At 61.2% G+C, this 19,231-nt stretch carries 16 protein-coding genes and 1 pseudogene; 8 read left to right on the forward strand and 9 right to left on the reverse strand.

What is annotated here, in order from left to right:
• Positions 1 to 109 precede the first annotated feature (109 nt).
• Complete coding sequence (locus AB8B20_RS19795) at positions 110 to 1,474, forward strand: MmgE/PrpD family protein (RefSeq protein WP_439074221.1); 1,365 nt, start codon at positions 110 to 112, stop codon at positions 1,472 to 1,474.
• Positions 1,475 to 1,480: 6 nt separating this feature from the next.
• Here the strand turns inward: AB8B20_RS19795 and AB8B20_RS19800 are convergent, their stop codons facing one another.
• A complete protein-coding gene (locus AB8B20_RS19800; protein ID WP_439074992.1) occupies positions 1,481 to 1,768 on the reverse strand; it encodes a DUF1330 domain-containing protein in 288 nt (95 codons plus the stop codon).
• A gap of 96 nt (positions 1,769 to 1,864) precedes the next feature.
• Positions 1,865 to 2,140: pseudogene (locus AB8B20_RS19805) on the reverse strand (DUF1127 domain-containing protein); the annotation flags it as partial.
• Positions 2,141 to 2,212: 72 nt separating this feature from the next.
• Between AB8B20_RS19805 and AB8B20_RS19810 the strand changes: the two are divergent.
• The 5 genes from AB8B20_RS19810 (at position 2,213) to AB8B20_RS19830 (ending at position 8,259) form a co-directional block, all read left to right on the forward strand.
• The gene (locus AB8B20_RS19810; protein WP_439074220.1) at positions 2,213 to 3,133 is read left to right on the forward strand and encodes a LysR substrate-binding domain-containing protein; all 921 of its coding nucleotides are present in this window, start codon (positions 2,213 to 2,215) and stop codon (positions 3,131 to 3,133) included.
• 64 nt (positions 3,134 to 3,197) lie between these two features.
• Positions 3,198 to 3,800 carry a 3-keto-disaccharide hydrolase gene (locus AB8B20_RS19815; protein ID WP_089263360.1) on the forward strand — a complete coding sequence of 201 codons (603 nt, stop codon included), beginning with the start codon at positions 3,198 to 3,200 and terminating at the stop codon, positions 3,798 to 3,800.
• A 189-nt stretch (positions 3,801 to 3,989) separates the two neighbouring features.
• Complete coding sequence (locus tag AB8B20_RS19820) at positions 3,990 to 4,907, forward strand: pirin family protein (protein WP_089263359.1); 918 nt, start codon at positions 3,990 to 3,992, stop codon at positions 4,905 to 4,907.
• Between the two features lie 66 nt (positions 4,908 to 4,973).
• A complete protein-coding gene (locus AB8B20_RS19825; protein WP_089263357.1) occupies positions 4,974 to 5,891 on the forward strand; it encodes a phosphoribosylaminoimidazolesuccinocarboxamide synthase in 918 nt (305 codons plus the stop codon).
• A gap of 175 nt (positions 5,892 to 6,066) precedes the next feature.
• The gene (locus AB8B20_RS19830; protein WP_231078716.1) at positions 6,067 to 8,259 is read left to right on the forward strand and encodes an SLC26A/SulP transporter family protein; all 2,193 of its coding nucleotides are present in this window, start codon (positions 6,067 to 6,069) and stop codon (positions 8,257 to 8,259) included.
• Positions 8,260 to 8,301: 42 nt separating this feature from the next.
• Here AB8B20_RS19830 and AB8B20_RS19835 read toward each other — a convergent pair whose 3' ends face one another.
• The 4 genes from AB8B20_RS19835 to AB8B20_RS19850 form a co-directional block, all read right to left on the reverse strand.
• Positions 8,302 to 11,469, reverse strand: a complete 3,168-nt coding sequence (locus AB8B20_RS19835; protein ID WP_439074219.1) for an efflux RND transporter permease subunit — start codon at positions 11,467 to 11,469, stop codon at positions 8,302 to 8,304.
• A gap of 8 nt (positions 11,470 to 11,477) precedes the next feature.
• Positions 11,478 to 12,668, reverse strand: coding sequence for an efflux RND transporter periplasmic adaptor subunit (locus AB8B20_RS19840; protein ID WP_439074218.1), 1,191 nt, complete (start codon positions 12,666 to 12,668; stop codon positions 11,478 to 11,480).
• Positions 12,669 to 13,140: 472 nt separating this feature from the next.
• Positions 13,141 to 13,491, reverse strand: a complete 351-nt coding sequence (locus tag AB8B20_RS19845; protein WP_439074217.1) for a hypothetical protein — start codon at positions 13,489 to 13,491, stop codon at positions 13,141 to 13,143.
• 58 nt (positions 13,492 to 13,549) lie between these two features.
• On the reverse strand, positions 13,550 to 13,930 hold the full coding sequence (locus AB8B20_RS19850; RefSeq protein WP_439074216.1) for a hypothetical protein: 381 nt from the start codon (positions 13,928 to 13,930) through the stop codon (positions 13,550 to 13,552).
• Positions 13,931 to 14,183: 253 nt separating this feature from the next.
• Between AB8B20_RS19850 and AB8B20_RS19855 the strand changes: the two genes are divergently transcribed.
• The gene (locus tag AB8B20_RS19855) at positions 14,184 to 14,396 is read left to right on the forward strand and encodes a hypothetical protein (protein WP_089263345.1); all 213 of its coding nucleotides are present in this window, start codon (positions 14,184 to 14,186) and stop codon (positions 14,394 to 14,396) included.
• Positions 14,397 to 14,509: 113 nt separating this feature from the next.
• Here AB8B20_RS19855 and AB8B20_RS19860 read toward each other — a convergent pair whose 3' ends face one another.
• Both AB8B20_RS19860 and AB8B20_RS19865 read right to left on the reverse strand, forming a co-directional pair.
• Complete coding sequence (locus AB8B20_RS19860) at positions 14,510 to 16,000, reverse strand: NAD-dependent succinate-semialdehyde dehydrogenase (RefSeq protein ID WP_089263343.1); 1,491 nt, start codon at positions 15,998 to 16,000, stop codon at positions 14,510 to 14,512.
• 155 nt (positions 16,001 to 16,155) lie between these two features.
• Positions 16,156 to 16,485, reverse strand: a complete 330-nt coding sequence (locus tag AB8B20_RS19865) for a hypothetical protein (protein ID WP_093757725.1) — start codon at positions 16,483 to 16,485, stop codon at positions 16,156 to 16,158.
• A 274-nt stretch (positions 16,486 to 16,759) separates the two neighbouring features.
• Here AB8B20_RS19865 and AB8B20_RS19870 point away from each other — a divergent pair, with 274 nt between their 5' ends.
• Positions 16,760 to 17,944, forward strand: a complete 1,185-nt coding sequence (locus AB8B20_RS19870; RefSeq protein ID WP_439074215.1) for a serine hydrolase domain-containing protein — start codon at positions 16,760 to 16,762, stop codon at positions 17,942 to 17,944.
• A gap of 162 nt (positions 17,945 to 18,106) precedes the next feature.
• On the opposite strand, the gene AB8B20_RS19875 is transcribed toward AB8B20_RS19870, so the two are convergent.
• The gene (locus AB8B20_RS19875; RefSeq protein ID WP_439074214.1) at positions 18,107 to 19,108 is read right to left on the reverse strand and encodes an adenosine kinase; all 1,002 of its coding nucleotides are present in this window, start codon (positions 19,106 to 19,108) and stop codon (positions 18,107 to 18,109) included.
• Positions 19,109 to 19,231: the final 123 nt, after the last annotated feature.

The raw sequence follows: 19,231 nt of genomic DNA on the forward strand, positions 1-19,231 counted from the left end.
CGGATTTTGACGAACCAGTTTCAGCATGGCTGATCCACGCGTCGCCATGGCCGCTTGAAACGCCGATTTGGTCCGCCTAAGGCTATTTCAACAAGAGTGAGGAAACACAATGGCCAATGAGACCGCAACGCTTGCCGCTTATGTCGCGGACCTGAAATTCGACGACATTCCGCAGGACGTGCTGGAACGCGCCAAGGTCCTCACCCTCGATTATCTCGGCAGCACCATCCGTGCCCGCAGCGAGGCCGAATCTACCCCCTCACTGCTGAAGATGCTGGAGGCCCTGTCGCTGGATGGCAAGGGCGAATCCACCGTGTTCGGCGACAGCAAGACCTGGACACCGGCCGTGGCCGCCCTGCTCAACGGCGCGCTCGGCCACTCGCTCGATTTCGACGATACCCATGCTGATTCCTCGCTGCATCCCAGCGCTCCCGTGGTACCCGCCGCCTTTGCCGTCGGCGAAATGGTCGGCGCATCCGGCAGAGCGGTGCTGACAGCCATCGTCGCCGGCTATGAAGTCTGCTGCCGGCTGGGCAACGCGCTCGATCCGACCTCGCATTATGCCAAGGGCTTCCACCCCACTGCCACCGCCGGCACCTACGGCGCTGCCGCTGCAGCCGGAAAATTGTTCGGGCTATCGAAGGATCAGCTCATCTCGGCCTTCGGCGTGTCGGGCAGCCAGGCGGCGGGTTCGCTGCAATTCCTCGTCAACGGCGCCTGGAACAAGCGCTACCAGGTCGGCGCGGCCGCCATGAACGGCGTGATCGCCGCGACCTTGGCGCGCAACGAATTCATCGGCGCGACCGAATCCGTCGAGGGCAAGCATGGCCTCCTGGTCGGTTACAGTGACAATGCGCATCCGGAGAAGGCCGTGGCCGATCTCGGTTCGGTCTATGAGACCATGAAGATCGGTATCAAGCCCTATCCGAGCTGCCGCTATACGCATGCGGCCATCGACGCATTGGTGGCGATGCGGCGCGAGCACAATCTGACGCCCGAGCAGGTCAAGCGCGTCGAGATTGGATTGCATCGCAACGGCATCACGCTGACCGGCGACGCCGCCACCAAGCGCCATCCGACCTCCATCGTTGGCGGCCAGTTCTCGATGTTCTTCACCGGCGCGCTCGCGCTCGACCAGGGCAGCTTCGGCTGGGACGACTACAAGCGCCTCGGCGACAGCGCGATCAACACGCTGGCCGACCGCTTCGACGTTGTTCAGGACGAACGCCTCGAAGGCAAGCGCCATCCGTTCGGCGCCCGCGTCAGCATCACCACCGAGGATGGCGTGCATGAGCGCATCTATGCCGATCCATCGGGCGAGCCGACATCGTTTCCCGATGCCGCCGCCATGCAGCAGAAGTTCCTGCAGCTCGCGCGCCCCGTGCTGAATAATCGCGCCGAGAAATTTGCGGATGCGATCCTCTCGCTCGAGACTTTCGACCGCGTGGCAACGGCGACGGCGATGGGACGCTAACGGACATCAGGCGCCGTCGATGATGATGAAATCGGCCTCGGCGTATTTTTGCCGGATGGATCTGGCGGTTTCGTATTCCGGGCTACGGTAGCAGGCCGTTGCGGTCGTGCGGTCGGCGAATTCTACCACCACATTGCGATCCCGGGCGACGCCTTCCATGGTTTCGAAGGCGCCGCCGCGCACGATGAACCGTGCGCCGAACTTGTCGAACGCCGGCTTGGCCGCGGCGAGATATTCCGGATAACGGCTCTCGTCGCGCACCGAGACGCGGACAATCCAGTAGGCTTTCGACATCATAGCTCTCCAGTTTTGATGTGATCGTTGTGGCGCGTCCTGCGTCGCATCGTCATTGCCGTGGCGGATCACGGCATCAATGCCGGCGCGGGTCACGCCGATATCGCGCAATTCGTAATCGCTCATGGAGCGTAGTTGGTCACGTGCCTGTTGCCGCTCGCGCAGGCATCGCCAGCCGTGACGCAGGGCTGCGACGACGGCGATCGCAACCGAACGCAACATCCGGCCACGCTCGACGTGGATACCCCGGATGATGGATCGCTTCAGCGCTGTCCATTGCAGCGGCGTCAAGTAGCGCGGATCGTGCGCGTGCGGTTCGGGTTCATTGTCGATCATGTCCGCCCCTTTCCGCTTATGAGTGACGTTGGCCATGACGGGTTTACCCGGCGCTTTTCATCCCATAAAATGAATAATCAAGATCATTTCGATCTCATGGAGAGATGAATGGATCTGTCCGAGCTGCGCATCTTCCGCGCCGTTGTGCGCGAAGGCGGTGTGACGCGCGCCGCGGAGCGGTTGCACCGCGTGCAGTCCAACGTGACGACGCGGGTGCGTCAGCTCGAAGACGATCTCGGCACGGCGCTGTTCGTGCGCGAGGGCAAGCGGTTGCATCTGACGCCCGCAGGCCAAACGCTGCTCGGCTATGCCGACCGGCTGCTGGCGCTCGCCGACGAGGCCCGCGACGCGGTGCAGGACCCGCGGCCGCGGGGCGTCTTCCGCCTCGGCGCCATGGAGAGCACTGCAGCGGTGCGGTTGCCCGGACCGTTGAACGAATTTCACCGCCGCTATCCCGACGTGCAGCTCGAAATGCGCATCGGCAATCCGGAGACGCTCGCGAAGGGCATCCTCGCCGGCGATCTCGATGCCGCCTTCGTGGCGGAGCCGATCGCCGCGGCGCCGTTCGACCGCATGCATGCGTTCGACGAGGAGCCGGTGATCGTGTCGTCGCCACGCCACCCGCCGATCGGCCGCAAGGACAGCGCGCCGCGCGCGGTACTGGTGTTCGAGAACGGCTGCCCGCATCGCAAGCGGCTGGAAGACTGGTATGCAAAGCGCGGCGAGATGCCCGAGCGCACCATCGAACTCGGCTCCTATCACGCCATGCTCGGCTGCGTAGTCGCGGGTATGGGCATCGCGCTGCTGCCGGAAAGCGTGCTGTCGACATTCCCGGAGGGCAAGCGGCTCACCGTGCATCGCCTGCCGCGCGGCGAGAATCATGCCGAGACCGTACTGATCTGGCGCAAGTGCGCAGCTTCGCCGAACGTCCAGGCGATGCAAAAAGTGCTGCTGGACGAACGAACGACCCGCGGCCCTATAGCTAAGCGCAAGGCATCAAGCGTTAGCGCACCGCACAATGTGAAGTAGATTTACAACCGCATTCTCCCGTGGCTAACGTCACGCCAACAAAAAGCAAACGGAGGAGACCTTTATGTTGCGCGTTACAGCGATTGCGGCCGGATTCGTCATCGGCGTTGCGGCTCTTACGACAATCCAGCCTGCCATGAGCCAGTCTGATGGCTGGGTCACGCTGGTCGACAGCACCAAGATGGGCGACTGGGACAAGGTCGGCGACGCCAATTGGGAGATGAAGGACGGCGCGCTCGCCGCCGACAAGCTGCTCTCCGGCAAGGACCTCGCTTATCTCGTCAGCAAGACGCCTTACAAGGATTTCCAGATCAAGGCCGAGTTCTGGACCGATGCCGAAGCCAATAGCGGCATCTTCATCCGCTGCGATAACCCGAAGGTGATCGACGGCAAGACCTGCTATGAGGTCAACATCTTCGACAAGCGGCCCGACCCGTCCTATGGCACCGGTGCCATTGTCGATGTGGCCAAGGTCAATCCGATGCCTAAGGCGGCGGACAAGTGGAACACCTATGAGATCACGGCGAAAGGTCCGAAGCTCACTGTCATCCTGAACGGCGAAAAGACCGTCGATGTCGAGGACACCAAGCACGCCGCCGGCCCGATCGCCCTGCAATACGGCTCCGGCGTGGTGAAATTCCGCAAGGTCCAGATCAAGCCGCTGTAAGGCTCTTTTTCGAACCCCACACTCCGTCATGGCCGGGCTTGTCCCGGCCATCCACGCCTTGCATCCCGCTGGGAAAAGACGTGGATACCCGGCATTCGCCGGGCATAACGACTGAGAGACCGGAGAAGCTGCCCCTTTTACCCACCCCGCCAAATGCTGCTATGATGGCCTCAACCCTATGGAGCCCTCATGAGCTGGCAACCTTCAGAAGATCCGATCCTCGGCGACGCGCAGACCTGTGATGCGCTGGAGCTCGTGATCGTGCCGCGCACCCGCGATCTCGGCGACGGCTTCCTCGTCCGCCGCGCCCTCCCCCATGGCAAGCGGCAGATGGTCGGCCCGTTCATTTTCTTCGACCATTTCGGCCCGATGCAGTTCATCTCCGGCAAGGGCATGGACGTGCGGCCGCATCCGCATATCGGCCTGGCCACGGTGACCTATCTGTTCGACGGCGCGATCATGCATCGCGACAGCGAGGGCAATGTCCGCGAGATCCAGCCAGGCGCCATGAATCTGATGACTGCCGGAAAGGGCATCGCCCATTCCGAGCGCACTCCGGACGTGCAGCGCCGCGACGGCCAGAAGATGCTGGGCCTCCAGAGTTGGATCGCGCTGCCCAAGGGCTCCGAGGAAATCGCGCCGTCGTTCCAGCATTATGCCGCAGACAGCCTGCCAACCATCACCGACACCGGCTTCACCGCGCGCGTGATCGCCGGCAAGGCGTTTGGCAAAGCATCGCCGGTGTCGATGGTGTCGCCATGGTTCTATGCCGAAGTGGCCGTTGAGGCCGGCACCAGCGTGCCGCTCGATCCCGACCATGAGGAACGTGCAGTCTATGTGGTTGATGGCGAGATCGAGATCGCCGGCGACCGCCATGAGGGGCCGCAACTGCTGATTTTCCGGCCCGGCGATGCCATCACCATCAAGGCGACGCGCAATACCCGCATGATGTTCCTCGGCGGCGACGCGCTGGAAGGGCCGAGGCACCTGTGGTGGAATTTCGTGTCCTCCAGCAAGGAGCGCATCGAGCAGGCGAAAGAGGACTGGAAGACCGGCCGCTTCGCCCATGTGCCCAACGAACACGAATTCATCCCGCTGCCGGAATAGACTCACTCCTTCATCATACCGCCGCCGGCCAGACGCCGGACGACTCTGCTTTCGAAAGACCCTGACATGACCACGATGGCCACCAGCGACCTGCCCCTCCCCAAGATCGGTCGCGGCAAGGTGCGCGATATCTATGCCGTCGGCGACGACCGCGTGCTGCTGCTGACCACCGACCGCATCAGCGCCTTCGACGTTGTCATGAACGAGACCATCCCGATGAAGGGCGCGGTACTGACCCAGATCAGCGCCTGGTGGTTCAACCAGCTTGGCGGCGTGGTCCCGCATCACATGATCTCGGCCGATGCTGACGAGATCATCAGGCAGGTGCCGGCTCTGGCAGGTCACCGCGCCGCCTTGGCCGGTCGCGCCATGCTGTGCCGGCGCACCACCGTGTTTCCGATCGAGTGCGTGATTCGCGGTTACATTTCCGGTTCGGCCTGGAAGGAATATGCCGCGTCAGGCACGCTGGCCGGCGAGAAGCTGGAAGCGGGGCTGCTCGAAAGCCAGAAATTCGCCGAACCGGTGTTCAGCCCGGCGACCAAGGCCGAGACCGGCCATGACGAAAACATCACCATCGCCCGGATGCGCGAGATCATCGGCGAGGAGGATGCCTTCACCCTCGAGAGCATGACTCGCGCCGTCTACACCCAGGGCGAAGAGATTGCCCGCGAGGCCGGGATCATCATCGGCGACACCAAGTTCGAATTCGGCAAGGAGGCCGACGGTCGCATCATCCTGATCGACGAGGTGATGACCCCCGACAGCTCCCGTTTCTGGGCCGCCGACGTCTATAGACCGGGCCAGCCGCAGCCGAGCTTCGACAAGCAGCCGCTGCGCGACTATCTCGACATCGAGCGCCGCGCCGGCCGCTGGAACGGCGAAGCTCCGCCGCCGCCGCTCCCCCCTGAGGTGATCGACGCCACCAGCAAGCGCTATTTGGAGGCCTATCGCCGCCTGACCGGCACGGAGCTGGTCATCAACTAACAAACTGACTGTCTTTCCCTCGGACTGTCATAAAAATAGTCTTGTCCGTACATCTCACCGTCGTCTACCAGAGACGGCGGCGGTTGCGCCTGTCGCGCAGCGCTCCTACAGGTTCGCGCGTGACATACTTCCGGCCCGCCCTCCTCATCGCCCGTCATTGCGAAAGTAGCCGCCCATGACTGACTCCCTTGTCAGCCCGGGCGTGTTGCACGCATGGCGTAATGACGTGTTCGGCGGCCTGATCGCCAGCGTCCTCACCATCAGCTTCGGCCTGTCCTATTCGGTGCTGATCTTCACCGGGCCGCTGGCCTCGCTGCTGCCCTACGGCATTGCCGCGACCTTCATCTCTGCAAGCGTCATAGCCGCCGTGATCGCCCTTGGCAGTTCGTTCCCCTTCGCGGTCGCCGGCCCCGAGAGCTCGACCGCAGCCGTCACCGCCATCCTGGCGGCGGCTCTGGTCGAGCACATCGTTACGGCCGATGCACCGTCTGCCTTGCTTGGCCCGGTGCTCATCACCCTATCCTCGGCCACGATCATCACCGGCATTGTGCTGTGCGGCTTCGGCGTTACCCGCATGGGACGCGCTATCCGCTATGTGCCCTATCCGGTGATCGGCGGATTTTTGGGAGCCACCGCCTGCCTGATCGTCACCGGCGCCATTCAGGTGATCACCGGCTACAAGCTGCAATGGGCGAACCTGGCAAAACTCGCCAATCCGATGATGTTCTACGAGTTGCTGGCCGCGGTAGCCGTGGCACTCACCATCTATGCGACCTGGCATCGGTCCCGTAAGCCACTAGGCCTGCCGATGATTCTCATCGGGAGCGTCATAGCGGCTCATCTAGTTTTCAAGATCGCCGGTGTGTCCGTGATCGAGGCACAGGCTATGGGCTGGACCTTCGCATCGCCGCCCAAGGCCAACCTGACCTTACCCTGGGCCTTCTTCAGCGACGGCTATCCATGGCAGGCGCTGCCCGGACTCATCGGCAATTTCATCGCTGTGATCTTCGTGACGGCCGTGAGTACCCTGTTCAATACGACGGGCCTCGAAGTCGCCGCACATCGGGAAGCCGATATCGAACGCGAGCTCAATGCGACCGGGGCGGCCAATATCCTGGCCGGTGTACTCGGAGGCTATGCCGGCTGCATCTCGATCAGCCGTTCGCTCCTGAATCGCAACAGCGGTGCCACAGGGCGGCTTTCGGGCCTCACCGTCGCCGCGGCAGCCGCGCTGATGCTCGTCGTCGACCCCGCGCTGCTGGCCTATATGCCGCGCTTCGTGCTCGGTGGCCTGCTGCTGTATCTCGGCCTGGAGCAACTTCATCGCTGGATCGTCGACTCCCGCAAGCGGCTGTCGCTGCTCGACTACCTGTCCCTGCTGGCAATCATCATCATTATTCTCACATGGGGGTTCGTAGCCGGAGTGCTGATCGGCATCGTGATCGGCTGCGCCACCTTTGCGCTCAGCGTATCGCGGGTATCCTCGATCAAATACGGTTTCGATGGCTCGGAATATCGCAGTTCGCTCGATCGATCACTTGAGGATCAGCGTACGCTGGCGGCGCATGGCCGCGAAATCCAGGGCCTTAATCTGCAGAGCTATCTGTTCTTCGGCTCGGCCAACCGACTGTATCTGCACGTCAAGGCGCTGCTGCGCCGCCATCCCGAATGCCGGTATCTGGTGTTCGACTTCAAGCTGGTGACGGGCATCGACTCGTCGGCGGCCCACAGCTTCGCCCAGATCAAGCGCATCGCCGAAGGCCACGGCACCACGCTGGTGCTCGCCAATCTTCATCCCTCAGCCAATCGCAATTTGCGCGCCAGCCTGTTCATCGATGACGCCGTCAAGGTCATGGGCGAACTCGATCACGCGCTGGAGTGGTGCGAGAACGAGGTGATCGCGCGGCATCGCGGGCTCGCCGAAGAAGAAGCCAACTTACGCGACTGGTTCACCAAGATCCTGCGCACCGCCGACGATTCCGAAGAACTGATGCGCCGCTGCCAGCGCGTCGAGGTCGTTGCCGGCGAGATCATCGTTCAGGCCGGCGACGCTGCCGATTCCATGCACTTCATTCTGGACGGCCGACTCGGCATCATGGTGCCGGCGGGCGATGGCAAGCTGACGCGGGTCCGCAGTCTCGGGCGTTACACGACGGTGGGCGAAATGGGCCTTGTCGCCTATGCACCGCGCAGCGCCACCATCCAGGCAGAGATCGCGAGCGTGCTGTATCTGCTGCGCGCCGACGCCTTCGAGGACATCAAGCAGAACCACCCCGCATTGAGCCAGAAGCTGCTGACCTATTTCGTGTCTGTGATGGCGGAGAGGCTCGCATTTGCGAGCCGGATGATTGCAGTGTTGCGAAGGTAAGAATAGCCGACACAGCGCATCTGAAACAGACGTCACGATCGTCTACGAGTTGGGGCCCCCGGCACCGACGGTTGAATTGGCAGGTTTCGTTGCCTTGCGACTGGCGCGCCAGTTCTCCCACCTTTGGACGACGACAAAAAAGGTCGGAACGAACAGGACGGCAAGGCAGGTCGAGGCGAGCATGCCCGAGAATACGGTGATGCCGATCGACTTGCGGGCGTTGGCGCCGGCGCCGGTCGCGAGCACCAGCGGCAGCACGCCGAGAATGAAGGCGAAGGACGTCATCAGAATCGGCCTGAATCGCGCACGTGCAGCTGCGACCGCCGACTCCAGTAGTGGCTTGCGATCATGCACGTGCAGTTCGATCGCCACCTCAACGATCAGGATCGCGTTCTTCGCTGACAGCGCGATCAAAAGGATAATGCCGATCTGGGTGTAGAGATTGTTCTCGATCCGCAGCGCGGTGAGCACCGCCATCGGGCCAAGCAGTGACAGCGGCACGGCCAGGATCACCGAAATCGGCGCGTACCAGCTTTCATACTGTCCGGCGAGCACCAGATAGACGAGCAGCAGCGCAAGACCGAATACATAATAGAGCTGATTGCCGACGATCTTTTCCTGATACGACATCGCCGTCCACTCGAAGCCCGTTCCCGGAGGCAGCGTCTTCGCCGCAATCTGCTCCATTAACGCCATGGACTGCCCCGAACTGTAGCCCTGTGCTGGCAGGCCGATCACCGTCGCCGTCGGATAAAGATTATAGAGACTGATCAGCGACGGCCCCACGGCGGGCGTAATCTTCGCCACGGTGCCAAGCGGGACCATGTTGCCTTGCTGGTTGCGGACCATCAGGTTCTCGATGTCCCGGGCAGTCAGCCGGAATTTGGCATCTGCTTGTGTGTAGACCTGAAAGGTGCGGCCAAACTTGTTGAACTGGTTGACGAAGGACGAGCCCAGATAGGACGACAGGGTTGAGAACACCTGATCCGTCGTGACATGCAGGGTCTGGGTCTTGATACGGTCGATCTCGATATCGAATTGCGGCACCATTGAGCGGAACGGCGAACTGACGCGCTGCAAAGCACTCTGCGTCTCTGCATTAGCTACAATCGCCCCGGTGATCGCCTGCAGCTTGCTGTAATCGGCATTGCCATCGCGCAGTTCGATCTGCATGGCGAAGCCCGCCGCGTTGCCGATGCCCTGAATGGGCGGCGGCGGGATCACCAGAATGCGCGCCTCTGGAATCACCGACAGGCTCTCGTTCAATCCAACGAACAGCGAACGAAGATCCTGTCCCGGTCCGCGCTCGCTCCATTCTTTCAGGATCAGATAGGCGACACCGGCATTGGCCAGGCTGGAGCTGCTGTCGAGCGCGGAGATGCCGGCGATGGTAACCACCTGTTCCACCGCTGGCGTCTTCGCGGCCAATTCACCGACCCGATCGAGTACACGCTGAGTCCGATCCAGCGCGGCACCATCGGGCAACTGGACTGCGACCAGCAGATAACCTTGATCCTCGATCGGGATGAAGCCGGTGGGAATCCGGGATAGGCCGTAACCGCCAATACTGATCAGGATCAATGCTAGGACAACCGAGAGATTGCTGTGCGCGACCATGCGACCGATCAGAGCGGCATAGGCCCGTTCGAGCCGATCGTAGACCCTGTTGAACCCACGATAGAAAAAATTGCGCTTCTCCGGCGGCACCGGGCGGCGCAGCCACAATGCGCATTGTGTCGGCTTCAGCGTGGCCGCATTGACGGCGCTGAGCAGCGCCGTGGCCGCGATAACCAGTGCAAATTGCGCATACATGCGCCCCGTCAGCCCGGGCAGGAATGCCGCCGGCAAGAACACAGAGATCAGCACCAGCGTGATGCCGATGATCGGGGCGAACAGCTTGTCCATCGCGCTGATCGCCGCGTCGTGGCCGGACATGCCCTGCTCGATATTGTACGCCGCGCCTTCGACAACCACGATGGCATCGTCGACGACAATGCCGATCGCCAGCACAATGGCAAACAGGGTCGACAGATTGATGGTGAAACCGAGCGCCGCCATCGCCGCGAAGGCGCCGATGATCGTCACCGGCACAGTGGTCGCCGGCACCAGCATCGCGCGCCAATCCTGCAGGAAGATCAGGATGACCACCAGCACTAGCAAACCTGCTTCGAGGAGCGTCTTGTAGACCTCGTTGATCGATGCCTGGACGAATTTCGTGGTGTCGAACGGCGTGTCGTATTTGATGTCGTCGGGAAATTGCGTGGCCAGCGCCGCCATCTTCTTCTCGACAGCCTTCTCCACCTCGAGCGCATTGGCGCCCGGCGACTGGAATACGCCGATGCCGACGGCTGGCTTCTGGTTGAGCGAAAAGATCTGGCTGTAGGTCTGCGCACCCAATTCGACGCGTCCGACGTCACGGACCCGCGTGACATCGCCATTGTCGCCGGTCTTGACGATGATGTCCTCGAATTCACCGGGATCATCCAGCCGCCCGTTGATGTTCAGCGTGTACTGGAAGGCCTGTCCCGCGGGCGTCGGCGGCATGCCGATTTGCCCCGCAGAAACCTGCTGGCTCTGCTGCTGGATGGACTGGATGATATCCTGCGGCATCAGCCCGCGCACTTGCAGCTTGCTCGGATCCAGCCATATCCGCATCGAATACTGGCCGGCGCCGAACACCGTCACATTGCCGACCCCCGACAGACGCGACAGCTCGTCCCGGATGTTGATCGTGGCGTAATTGCTCAGAAACAGGCTGTCATAGGTTGATTTGGGCGACGTCAGTGTCACGAACAACAGGATTGCCGTCGATTTCTTCTGAACGGTCACGCCCTGATTCTGCACGGCGGTCGGCAGCGACGACAGCGCGCTCGATACGCGGTTCTGCACCAACACCTGCGCAAAATTCAGATCGGTACCGATCTTGAACGTGACCGTAAGTGAATAGGTACCATCGGCTGCGCTGTAGGACTGCATATAGAGCATGTCCTCGACGCCATTCACCTGCTGCTCGATCGGCAGCGCCACCGTGTCGACGATGGTCTTGGCGCTGGCGCCGGGATAGCGCGTCGTCACCTGGACGGTCGGCGGCACCACGTCCGGATATTGCGCGACTGCGAGGCCATAGAGCGAGACGCCGCCGATCAGGATCATCAGCAACGCGATGACATTGGACAGGACCGGCCGCTCGATGAAGAACTTCGAAATCATGGCCTGTCCTATTTGGTCGGGGTCGGCGCTTCGATCTTTCTCAGTTGCGGATCGACCTTCTGCCCCGGAATGGCACGCAGCAGGCCTGCAATGACGACGCGATCATCCGGCTTCAGACCGCTTTCAATGACGCGAAGCTCACCGTCCAGCGGGCCGGTGACGACCTTGCGCTGCTCGATGACATTGTCGCCATTCACGACCAGCACATAACGCCCGGCCTGATCGCTGCCGAGCGATACATCCGGCACCAGCAGGGCGTTGTCCTGCTGGTCGATAGGCACGCGCACGCGAACATAAAAACCCGGCAACAGGATGCGATCCGGATTTGGCAGAACACCTCGCACCGGCAGCGTACCGGTCGACTGGTTGATGGTCGGCGAGATGTAGTCGATTTGGCCCTTGTGCGGAAAACCAGTCTCGGTCTGCAGTCCGATCTCGATCGGCAGCTGCCTGAGATCGTTCACCGTCAGCCCGCGCCGCCGGGCTTCATCCCGGATGCGCAGAACGTCCTGTTCGTTGACGTTGAAATTCACATAAATCGGATCGAGCTGCACGATCGTCGCAAGCTGGGTCGGCGACGCCACACCGACCAGTTCGCCAACCGACATCAGATGTGCGCTGACGATGCCGTCAAACGGCGCAATGACATTCGTATAGCCGTAATTGACGGCCGCGATCTTGGTGTTGACTTGCGCCTGCTGCAGATTGGCTTGTGAATTCTCTCGTGTCGCCGTCGACTGCTCGAGCGTTGACTGCGCAACAACCTGGCGGGATACGAGGTCCGACTGGCGTTTGAAATCCGCTTCCGCCTGCTTTGCAGACGCCTGCGCACCGGCTTCCGCAGCCTGCGCCTGTTCCAGCTTCAACTGGTATGTCTCAGGCTCGATCGTGAACAGCGTGGTGCCTTGCTTGACGAAGGAGCCGTCCTGATAGTTGATCGACTGCAGAACGCCCTGAACGCGCGCCACGAGATCGACATTCTTGATCGGCGCTGTATTGCCTGTCGCTTCGAGAAAGCGCGTGATGCCGCGCTGCACAGGAACCGCCACCTCAACTTTCGGCGGCGGTGGCGGCACGAAAGTGTTTTGCTCGCAGGCACTTAAAAAGATGCTCGTCAGCACAACGCCGGCAGCGCGTATAGCGGGGACATGCTGCAGCTGCTCAATGCGATCTTTCGGTCCAGATGAACAGGCGCGCATAAATCGCATTGTCCTGCCTCAATCAAAAGACTCTCAAAAAAACCTTGGCCAAAAACGACAGCCGCCCGCATCAATAGCAACAATCCACTTGTAGTGAAACCGAAACCGTAAAATGATGTCGGACCGAAGTTGTTTTGCGAATGCCTTTCAGAACTCACGCTTCTTGAAGATTTTACGCAGTTGCCCTGACTAACCGGGCGGTAGCAACGAGGATTTCAGCGATGAATTTCATGTTCGGCTTGGCCGCGCGATATCGCGTATCGATGGCTACTATCATTCTAATCGCAATCGCGAGCCCCACCTTTGCGCAAGCGCCGAGCCAGGCGCAGCGTGACGCGATCAAGACGCAGTGTCGCTCGGATTACATCGCGCATTGCTCAAGCGTTCCTCCTGGTGGAGAAGCCTCGCTGCAATGCCTGCAAAAGAACATGGCTAGTCTTTCTGCGGGATGTGCGGGCGCGGTGCGTGCAGTTCAGGCGCCAACTGCGGCACCGAAGACCACCGCGCCAACGCCTGCTGCAGCGCCCAAGACAGAAGCAACACCACCGGCTACCAAGCCCGCGCCCGCCACTGCCGCACCAAAGGCGGCAGTGAAAAGCACAGCCCCGCCACCTGCTGCGGCAGCCACAACCGCTACGCCTGCCGCCGCCGCTGCTCCTGCAGCCATCGTGCTGCGGCCGATGCGGCCACGCGAAGAATTGCTCGTGATGAGATCAGCATGCGGTGGCGACATCAGATCGCTCTGCGGCGGCATAGCGCCTGGTGGCGGCCGCATCGTGCAATGCCTGGCCAGCAACAGCGCATCACTTTCGCCGGCTTGCACCAGCGTTCTTGCGCCATTTGCTCAACGATAAACACGATGCGCCCGGCAATAGGCGGGATCACTCTCCACGGAAGGCCAAAATCAACTGGATCAACCGGACAGACAGAATGACGTAACAGAGCGACATGATGATCTGAAGCGCCACGTGCCATTCCAACTTTGCGAGCTTGTAGAGGCCATCGAGGAAATTCAGCAGCAACAAAACAATTCCGAACAGCATGACACCGCGACCGACAAGACCGTGGCGCAAATATCCAAACAGGACGATCAGGGGCTCATTGCTCGACACATGCGCCCCGGCCGAGATGATCAAAGTGCCGATCACCATCTTTTCGACGTGACTGAATATTTCCTTTGAGGCGGGCTCGATATGTCGACCGTGAAAAGTAAGCCACCTGGTTCTGAAATCCGACATGCTTTCTCCTGTTGAGATCAACACCGGGCAAAATCGTCCCATCGCATGTTTCTGGTCGGCAAGTATTTGTATTTAGGAGATTGAATAAACGTTCTGTCGGATCGAGACGCAAGGCGGCGTCGCAAGATTTCTCATTGACCACGCAGCCTTTGCGTCTCCTGCGAACTACTCTTTGCGCGTGAAGCCACTTCTCATTTGATCGTTCTTAATTCCGCCTACTGAAGCCCACGAACCTTTCTTCGTTTGTTTTGCCAACCAACACAGCCGGGAGATCACCATGCGTACTTTCTTAATGATGGTTGCAGCCGTTCTCGCATTCGGCACGACAATGACGTTTGAAGCCACCGACGCCAACGCCGTCGTCTGCGCACGCGGCGTTTACCGTGCCGGCTGCGCCGGCTATCGTGGCGCCGCGGTGGTGCGCCGCCCGGTGGCGGTCGCGTGCCGCACCGTCTGGGTCAATGGCGTGCGCGTCCGTCGCTGCTACTGAGCGACGCTGGCTCGGCCAGCCCAAATGCAAATGCCCGGCACATCTAGCGAAGCTTGCTTCGCGCTGGCCGGGCATGACGCATAATGAATTTTAATTGGGTCGGAGGTGACGCCTCAGATCCCTGACATCATGATGTATTTGATCTCGACATATTCTTCCATGCCGTGATGCGAGCCTTCGCGGCCCAAACCCGACTCCTTCACACCACCGAACGGAGCGACTTCGGTGGTGATGAGGCCGGTATTAACGCCGACCATGCCGGACTCCAGCGCTTCCGCAACACGCCAGACACGGCCGAGATCACGCGAATAGAAGTACGATGCCAGACCGAACGGCGAGGCGTTGCACATGGCGATGACGTCGGCTTCGTCCTTGAAACGGAACACCGGCGCCAGCGGGCCGAAGGTTTCTTCCTGCGAGACCAGCGCATCCGACTTCACATTGGCGAGCACCGTCGGCTCGAAGAACGTACCACCGAGCGCATGGCGCTTGCCGCCGGTGACGATCCTTGCGCCGCCCTTCACGGCATCAGCGATGTGACGCTCGACTTTCTCGATCGCCTTTTCGTTGATCAGCGGGCCTTGGGTGATGCCTTGCTCGGTGCCGTCGCCGACCTTCATGGCCGCAACCTTCTTCGCCAGCTTCTCGACGAACTGATCGTAGATGGCGTCCTGAGCGTAGAGGCGATTGGCGCAGACACAGGTCTGGCCCATGTTGCGATACTTCGACACGATCGCGCCCTCGACGGCGGCGTCGATGTCGGCATCGTCGAACACCACGAAGGGCGCATTGCCGCCGAGTTCAAGGCCGAGCTTCTTCACACCAACCGAAGCCTGCCTGTAGAGGATCTTGCCGACATTGGTGGAGCCGGTGAAGCCGACGAAGCGCACCGCAGGATGTTCGCAGAGCACGAGGCCGATCGCCGATGCGTCGCCGGTGATGATGTTCAGCACACCCTTCGGCACGCCGGCACGCTCGGCGAGTTCAGCCAGCGCGAGCGCCGACAGCGGCGTCTCGTTGGCAGGCTTGATCACCACGGTGCAACCGGCGGCCAGCGCCGGTGACACTTTGCGGGTGATCATCGAGTTCGGGAAATTCCACGGCGTGATGGCGCCGCAAACGCCGATCGGCTGCTTGATCGCCAACAGGCGTGCATCGGCACGCTGGGTCGGGATGGTCTCGCCATAGACGCGGCGGGCTTCCTCGGCGAAGAATTCGATATAGGCGGCGCCGATATCGACCTCGCCCAGCGCTTCGGCCAGCGGCTTGCCCTGCTCGGTGGTCAGGATCAGCGCGAGATCCTCGCGGTTGGCGATGATCAGCTCGAACCACTTTCGAAGGATGTTGGAGCGCTGCTTGGCGGTGAACTTGGCCCAGGCCGGAAACGCCTTTTCGGCGGCCTCGACAGCCTGCGTCGTTTCCTTGGCGCCCATATTGGGCACCTTGGCAATTTCAATCTCATTGACCGGATTGGTCACCGAGGTCTCGCCGGTGCCGACCCAGGCGCCGTCGATGTAGCACTTGTCGCGCAGCAGCGAGGGGTCCTTGAGGCGGTCGCGCAGCGAAGGGGCGGTGGACTGGCGTGCGGCTGAGGTCGGTGACATGGGCGGTTCTCCTGCGGAAAGTGTCGCGAACGTATAGCCGCGGACTTGTAGAGGAGTATAGGCCCGAAAGCGCCCCTTTGGCGGCGAATGGCAGCTATCGCCCGCAGGGGTATTTAACGCCCGAATTCAACAGTCGCAGAACGCCGCAAGCCCGATCAGGCCGCGCCGCGCATATAGGTCTCGCGCCGATCGATCATTCGCTCGAAAGCGATGCGGGCGTTGGCACGGGTGGTCGTGGAGAAGGTGCGGTATTCCAGCTCCGGCAGCATCGCTGCGTCGCTGCGACCGAACCAGGAAATAAACGATTTGGGCGGGGCCGAAATCTTCGCCAGCGCCTGCGCCAGATTTTCAGCCGCATCGAAAGCGAACAGGGCGCCGGTCTGCGCCACGCGAACTTCGAAAATTCCTGGACCGATCGGGGCCTCGATGCTCTCGCCACGGGAAGCGCGGGGATAATGTTTCCAGTCGGTCCAGTTCGCGATCATCGTCTGTCTCCGCAGCTGACACGCTGCATCAGGTACTCATGGTCTTACGGATTAGTGTCGGAAGGCGCTTTGACGTTCACGTCATTTTTTGAACACAGCTGCGCCAATTTCGTTCCAAGGCGCGATCAAACTCGCTCCCGACCCCGATATGGTTCCCCTCAGATGTTAAAACCAGCGCAAATGTAATCACATCCGCGAGACCGACGACCTCGCGCCCAAGTTGAACGTCCGCGCCGGAAATCGGTAAGATCAAAGAAAATCGGAGAGGAAACGGATGTCAGTTCAAGTCGAGATTGACCGGATTCTGCAGCAGGCCACCGAAACAGGTGCCATTCCCGGTGCTGTGGCGGTGGCTGCGACGCCGAGCGAGGTCATCTACCAGGGGGCGCTGGGCAAGCGTGACGCATCCAAAGATACCACCATGACACCAGACAGCGTGTTCTGGATCGCGTCCATGACCAAGGCGATTACGGCTGCTGCAGCGATGCAGCTGGTGGAGCAGGGCAAATTGACGCTGGATGCACCGCTGGCGACCGTGCTTCGGGATCTCGCGGAGACGCAGGTGCTGGATGGTTTCGACAGCGAAGGCACTCCGAAACTACGTCCGCCGCGCCAACCGATCACCTTGCGGCATCTGCTGACCCACACCGCCGGCTTCTGTTACGACATGTGGAACGGCGACATGGTGCGCTATCTTGAGACAACCGGCATTCCGCCGTTTCGCTCCGGACTGAACGCCGCCATGAAGGTGCCGATCATGCGCGATCCCGGAACCCGCTGGGAGTACGGCACCAATATCGACTTCGTCGGCAAGGTCGTCGAGGCCGTTAGCGGCGAACGCCTGGACGCTTATTTCCAGAACCATTTGCTGGCGCCACTTGAGATGACCGACACCGCCTTCGTGATTGGCGGCGACCAGCGCAAGCGCCTTGTTGCCATGCACAGCCGCGGCGCCGACGGTGCACTGAGCCCGATCCCGTTCGAGATCAAACAGGATCCGGAATTCTTCGCCGGTGGCGGGGGGCTCTATGGCACTGCCCCCGACTACATCAAGTTTACGCAAATGATGCTGAATAACGGGACCGGAAACGGCAATCGGATATTAAAGCCAGAGACCGTCGCGCTGATGAGCCAAAACCACATCGGCGAACTCAACATGACCCCGATGGCTTCAGCGGTACCGACCGCCAGTAACAATGTCGACTTCCTTCCGGGCATCGACAAGAAATACGGGCTCAGCTTCATGATCAATACGGCGCAGTCAGCCGAAGGCCGCAGCGCCGGCAGCCTTGCCTGGGCCGGCCTCGCCAACACCTATTACTGGATCGATCCGGTGCGAGATATCACCGGCGTCATCATGATGCAGGTGCTGCCGTTTGCGGATTCGACTTGTTTGAAGGTGTTTTCGGATTTCGAACGCGCCGTTTATGCGGGGCTGGGTGCGAAGAAAGCGGCGTGAGAGTCGCGATGCGCTGATCTCTCACCACGTCATGGCCGGGCTTGGCCCGGCCATCCACGACTTTCCTCTCTTGCCAAGACGTGGATGCCCGGCACACCTAGCGAAGCTCGCTTCGCGCTGGCCGGGCATTACGACAGAGAAGAAAGCCCAAGAAATGCAGCCTTAAACCGGCAACCCGTTCTTGCCCGCCAGGTCCTTCAGCGAAACCTGGGGACGCGCGCCGATATGCTGGATGACTTCAGCGGCGGCCATCGCGCCGAGCTTGCCGGCATTCTCATAGCCGGCGTTGCGCACCAGGCCGAACAGGAAGCCCGCCGCGAACAGATCGCCTGCACCGGTGGTATCGACGAGCTTCTCGATCTTGTGTGCAGGCACTGCAACGACGCCATCGCTCGATGTCACGACACAGCCCTTCTCGCTGCGGGTGACGACGCCGAGCTTGGTGTCCTGGCCGAGCTGCTTGAGCGCCGCATCGAAATCCGTGGTTTCGTAAAGCGAGGTCAGTTCGGCCTCGTTCGCGAAGATGAGATCGACGGTGCCGGACCGCATCAGGTCGAGAAACTCGGCACGATAACGACCAACGCAGAACGCGTCCGACAGCGTCAATGCGACCTGACGCTTGGCGTCATGGGCGATCTTCGAGGCCTTCACGAAGGCTTCCTTGGCGCTGGCGGGATCCCACAAATAACCTTCGAGATAGACGATCGACGAGGCCGCGACCGCAGCGGCGTCAATATCGTCGGGCGTCAGATCCTGCGCAGCACCGAGATAGGTGTTCATGGTGCGCTCGCCATCGGGTGTCACCAGGATGTAGGAACAGCCGGTGGCCGGACCGCCCGTGGCGGGTTTGGTGTCGAACGCAACGCCGGCCGCACGGATGTCGTGGGTATAGAGCGTGCCGATCTGGTCATCCTTGACCTTGCCGACATAGGCCGCGCGGGCGCCGAGGCTGGCGAGGCCGACGATGGTATTGGCGGCCGAACCGCCGGACATTTCGGTGGCAGGGCCCATCGCCTTGTAGATCGCAGCGGCGCGGGCTTCGTCGATCAGTGCCATACCGCCCTTGGTCATCTCATGCGCGGCGAGAAACTTGTCGTCGGCCTGCACCAGCACATCGAAAATCGCGTTGCCGATTCCGAGCACGTCATATTTTGCTGAGGTCATTAAGAATATCCCGTTGCGGCAATTGCGATGAGGCTGAAAATCCGTTTCAACTCGTCTCGCGGTCGCCCAAGTTGAGCCGTCGGTAAAGGCCGGTTTGATGGCTGCAGCGACTATCACGTTCTG

Source organism: Tardiphaga sp. 866_E4_N1_4 (genome assembly GCF_052076075.1).
Classification (GTDB): Bacteria; Pseudomonadota; Alphaproteobacteria; order Rhizobiales; family Xanthobacteraceae; genus Tardiphaga; species Tardiphaga robiniae.

Excerpts from the sequence above, each read along its gene's own strand:
- AB8B20_RS19795 (WP_439074221.1), top strand. The coding sequence starts at position 110 with ATGGCCAATGAGACCGCAACGCTTGCCGCTTATGTCGCGGACCTGAAA.
- AB8B20_RS19800 (WP_439074992.1), bottom strand. The coding sequence starts at position 1,768 with ATGTCGAAAGCCTACTGGATTGTCCGCGTCTCGGTGCGCGACGAGAGC.
- AB8B20_RS19810 (WP_439074220.1), top strand. The coding sequence starts at position 2,213 with ATGGATCTGTCCGAGCTGCGCATCTTCCGCGCCGTTGTGCGCGAAGGC.
- AB8B20_RS19815 (WP_089263360.1), top strand. The coding sequence starts at position 3,198 with ATGTTGCGCGTTACAGCGATTGCGGCCGGATTCGTCATCGGCGTTGCG.
- AB8B20_RS19820 (WP_089263359.1), top strand. The coding sequence starts at position 3,990 with ATGAGCTGGCAACCTTCAGAAGATCCGATCCTCGGCGACGCGCAGACC.
- AB8B20_RS19825 (WP_089263357.1), top strand. The coding sequence starts at position 4,974 with ATGACCACGATGGCCACCAGCGACCTGCCCCTCCCCAAGATCGGTCGC.
- AB8B20_RS19830 (WP_231078716.1), top strand. The coding sequence starts at position 6,067 with ATGACTGACTCCCTTGTCAGCCCGGGCGTGTTGCACGCATGGCGTAAT.
- AB8B20_RS19835 (WP_439074219.1), bottom strand. The coding sequence starts at position 11,469 with ATGATTTCGAAGTTCTTCATCGAGCGGCCGGTCCTGTCCAATGTCATC.
- AB8B20_RS19840 (WP_439074218.1), bottom strand. The coding sequence starts at position 12,668 with ATGCGCGCCTGTTCATCTGGACCGAAAGATCGCATTGAGCAGCTGCAG.
- AB8B20_RS19855 (WP_089263345.1), top strand. The coding sequence starts at position 14,184 with ATGCGTACTTTCTTAATGATGGTTGCAGCCGTTCTCGCATTCGGCACG.
- AB8B20_RS19860 (WP_089263343.1), bottom strand. The coding sequence starts at position 16,000 with ATGTCACCGACCTCAGCCGCACGCCAGTCCACCGCCCCTTCGCTGCGC.
- AB8B20_RS19865 (WP_093757725.1), bottom strand. The coding sequence starts at position 16,485 with ATGATCGCGAACTGGACCGACTGGAAACATTATCCCCGCGCTTCCCGT.
- AB8B20_RS19870 (WP_439074215.1), top strand. The coding sequence starts at position 16,760 with ATGTCAGTTCAAGTCGAGATTGACCGGATTCTGCAGCAGGCCACCGAA.
- AB8B20_RS19875 (WP_439074214.1), bottom strand. The coding sequence starts at position 19,108 with ATGACCTCAGCAAAATATGACGTGCTCGGAATCGGCAACGCGATTTTC.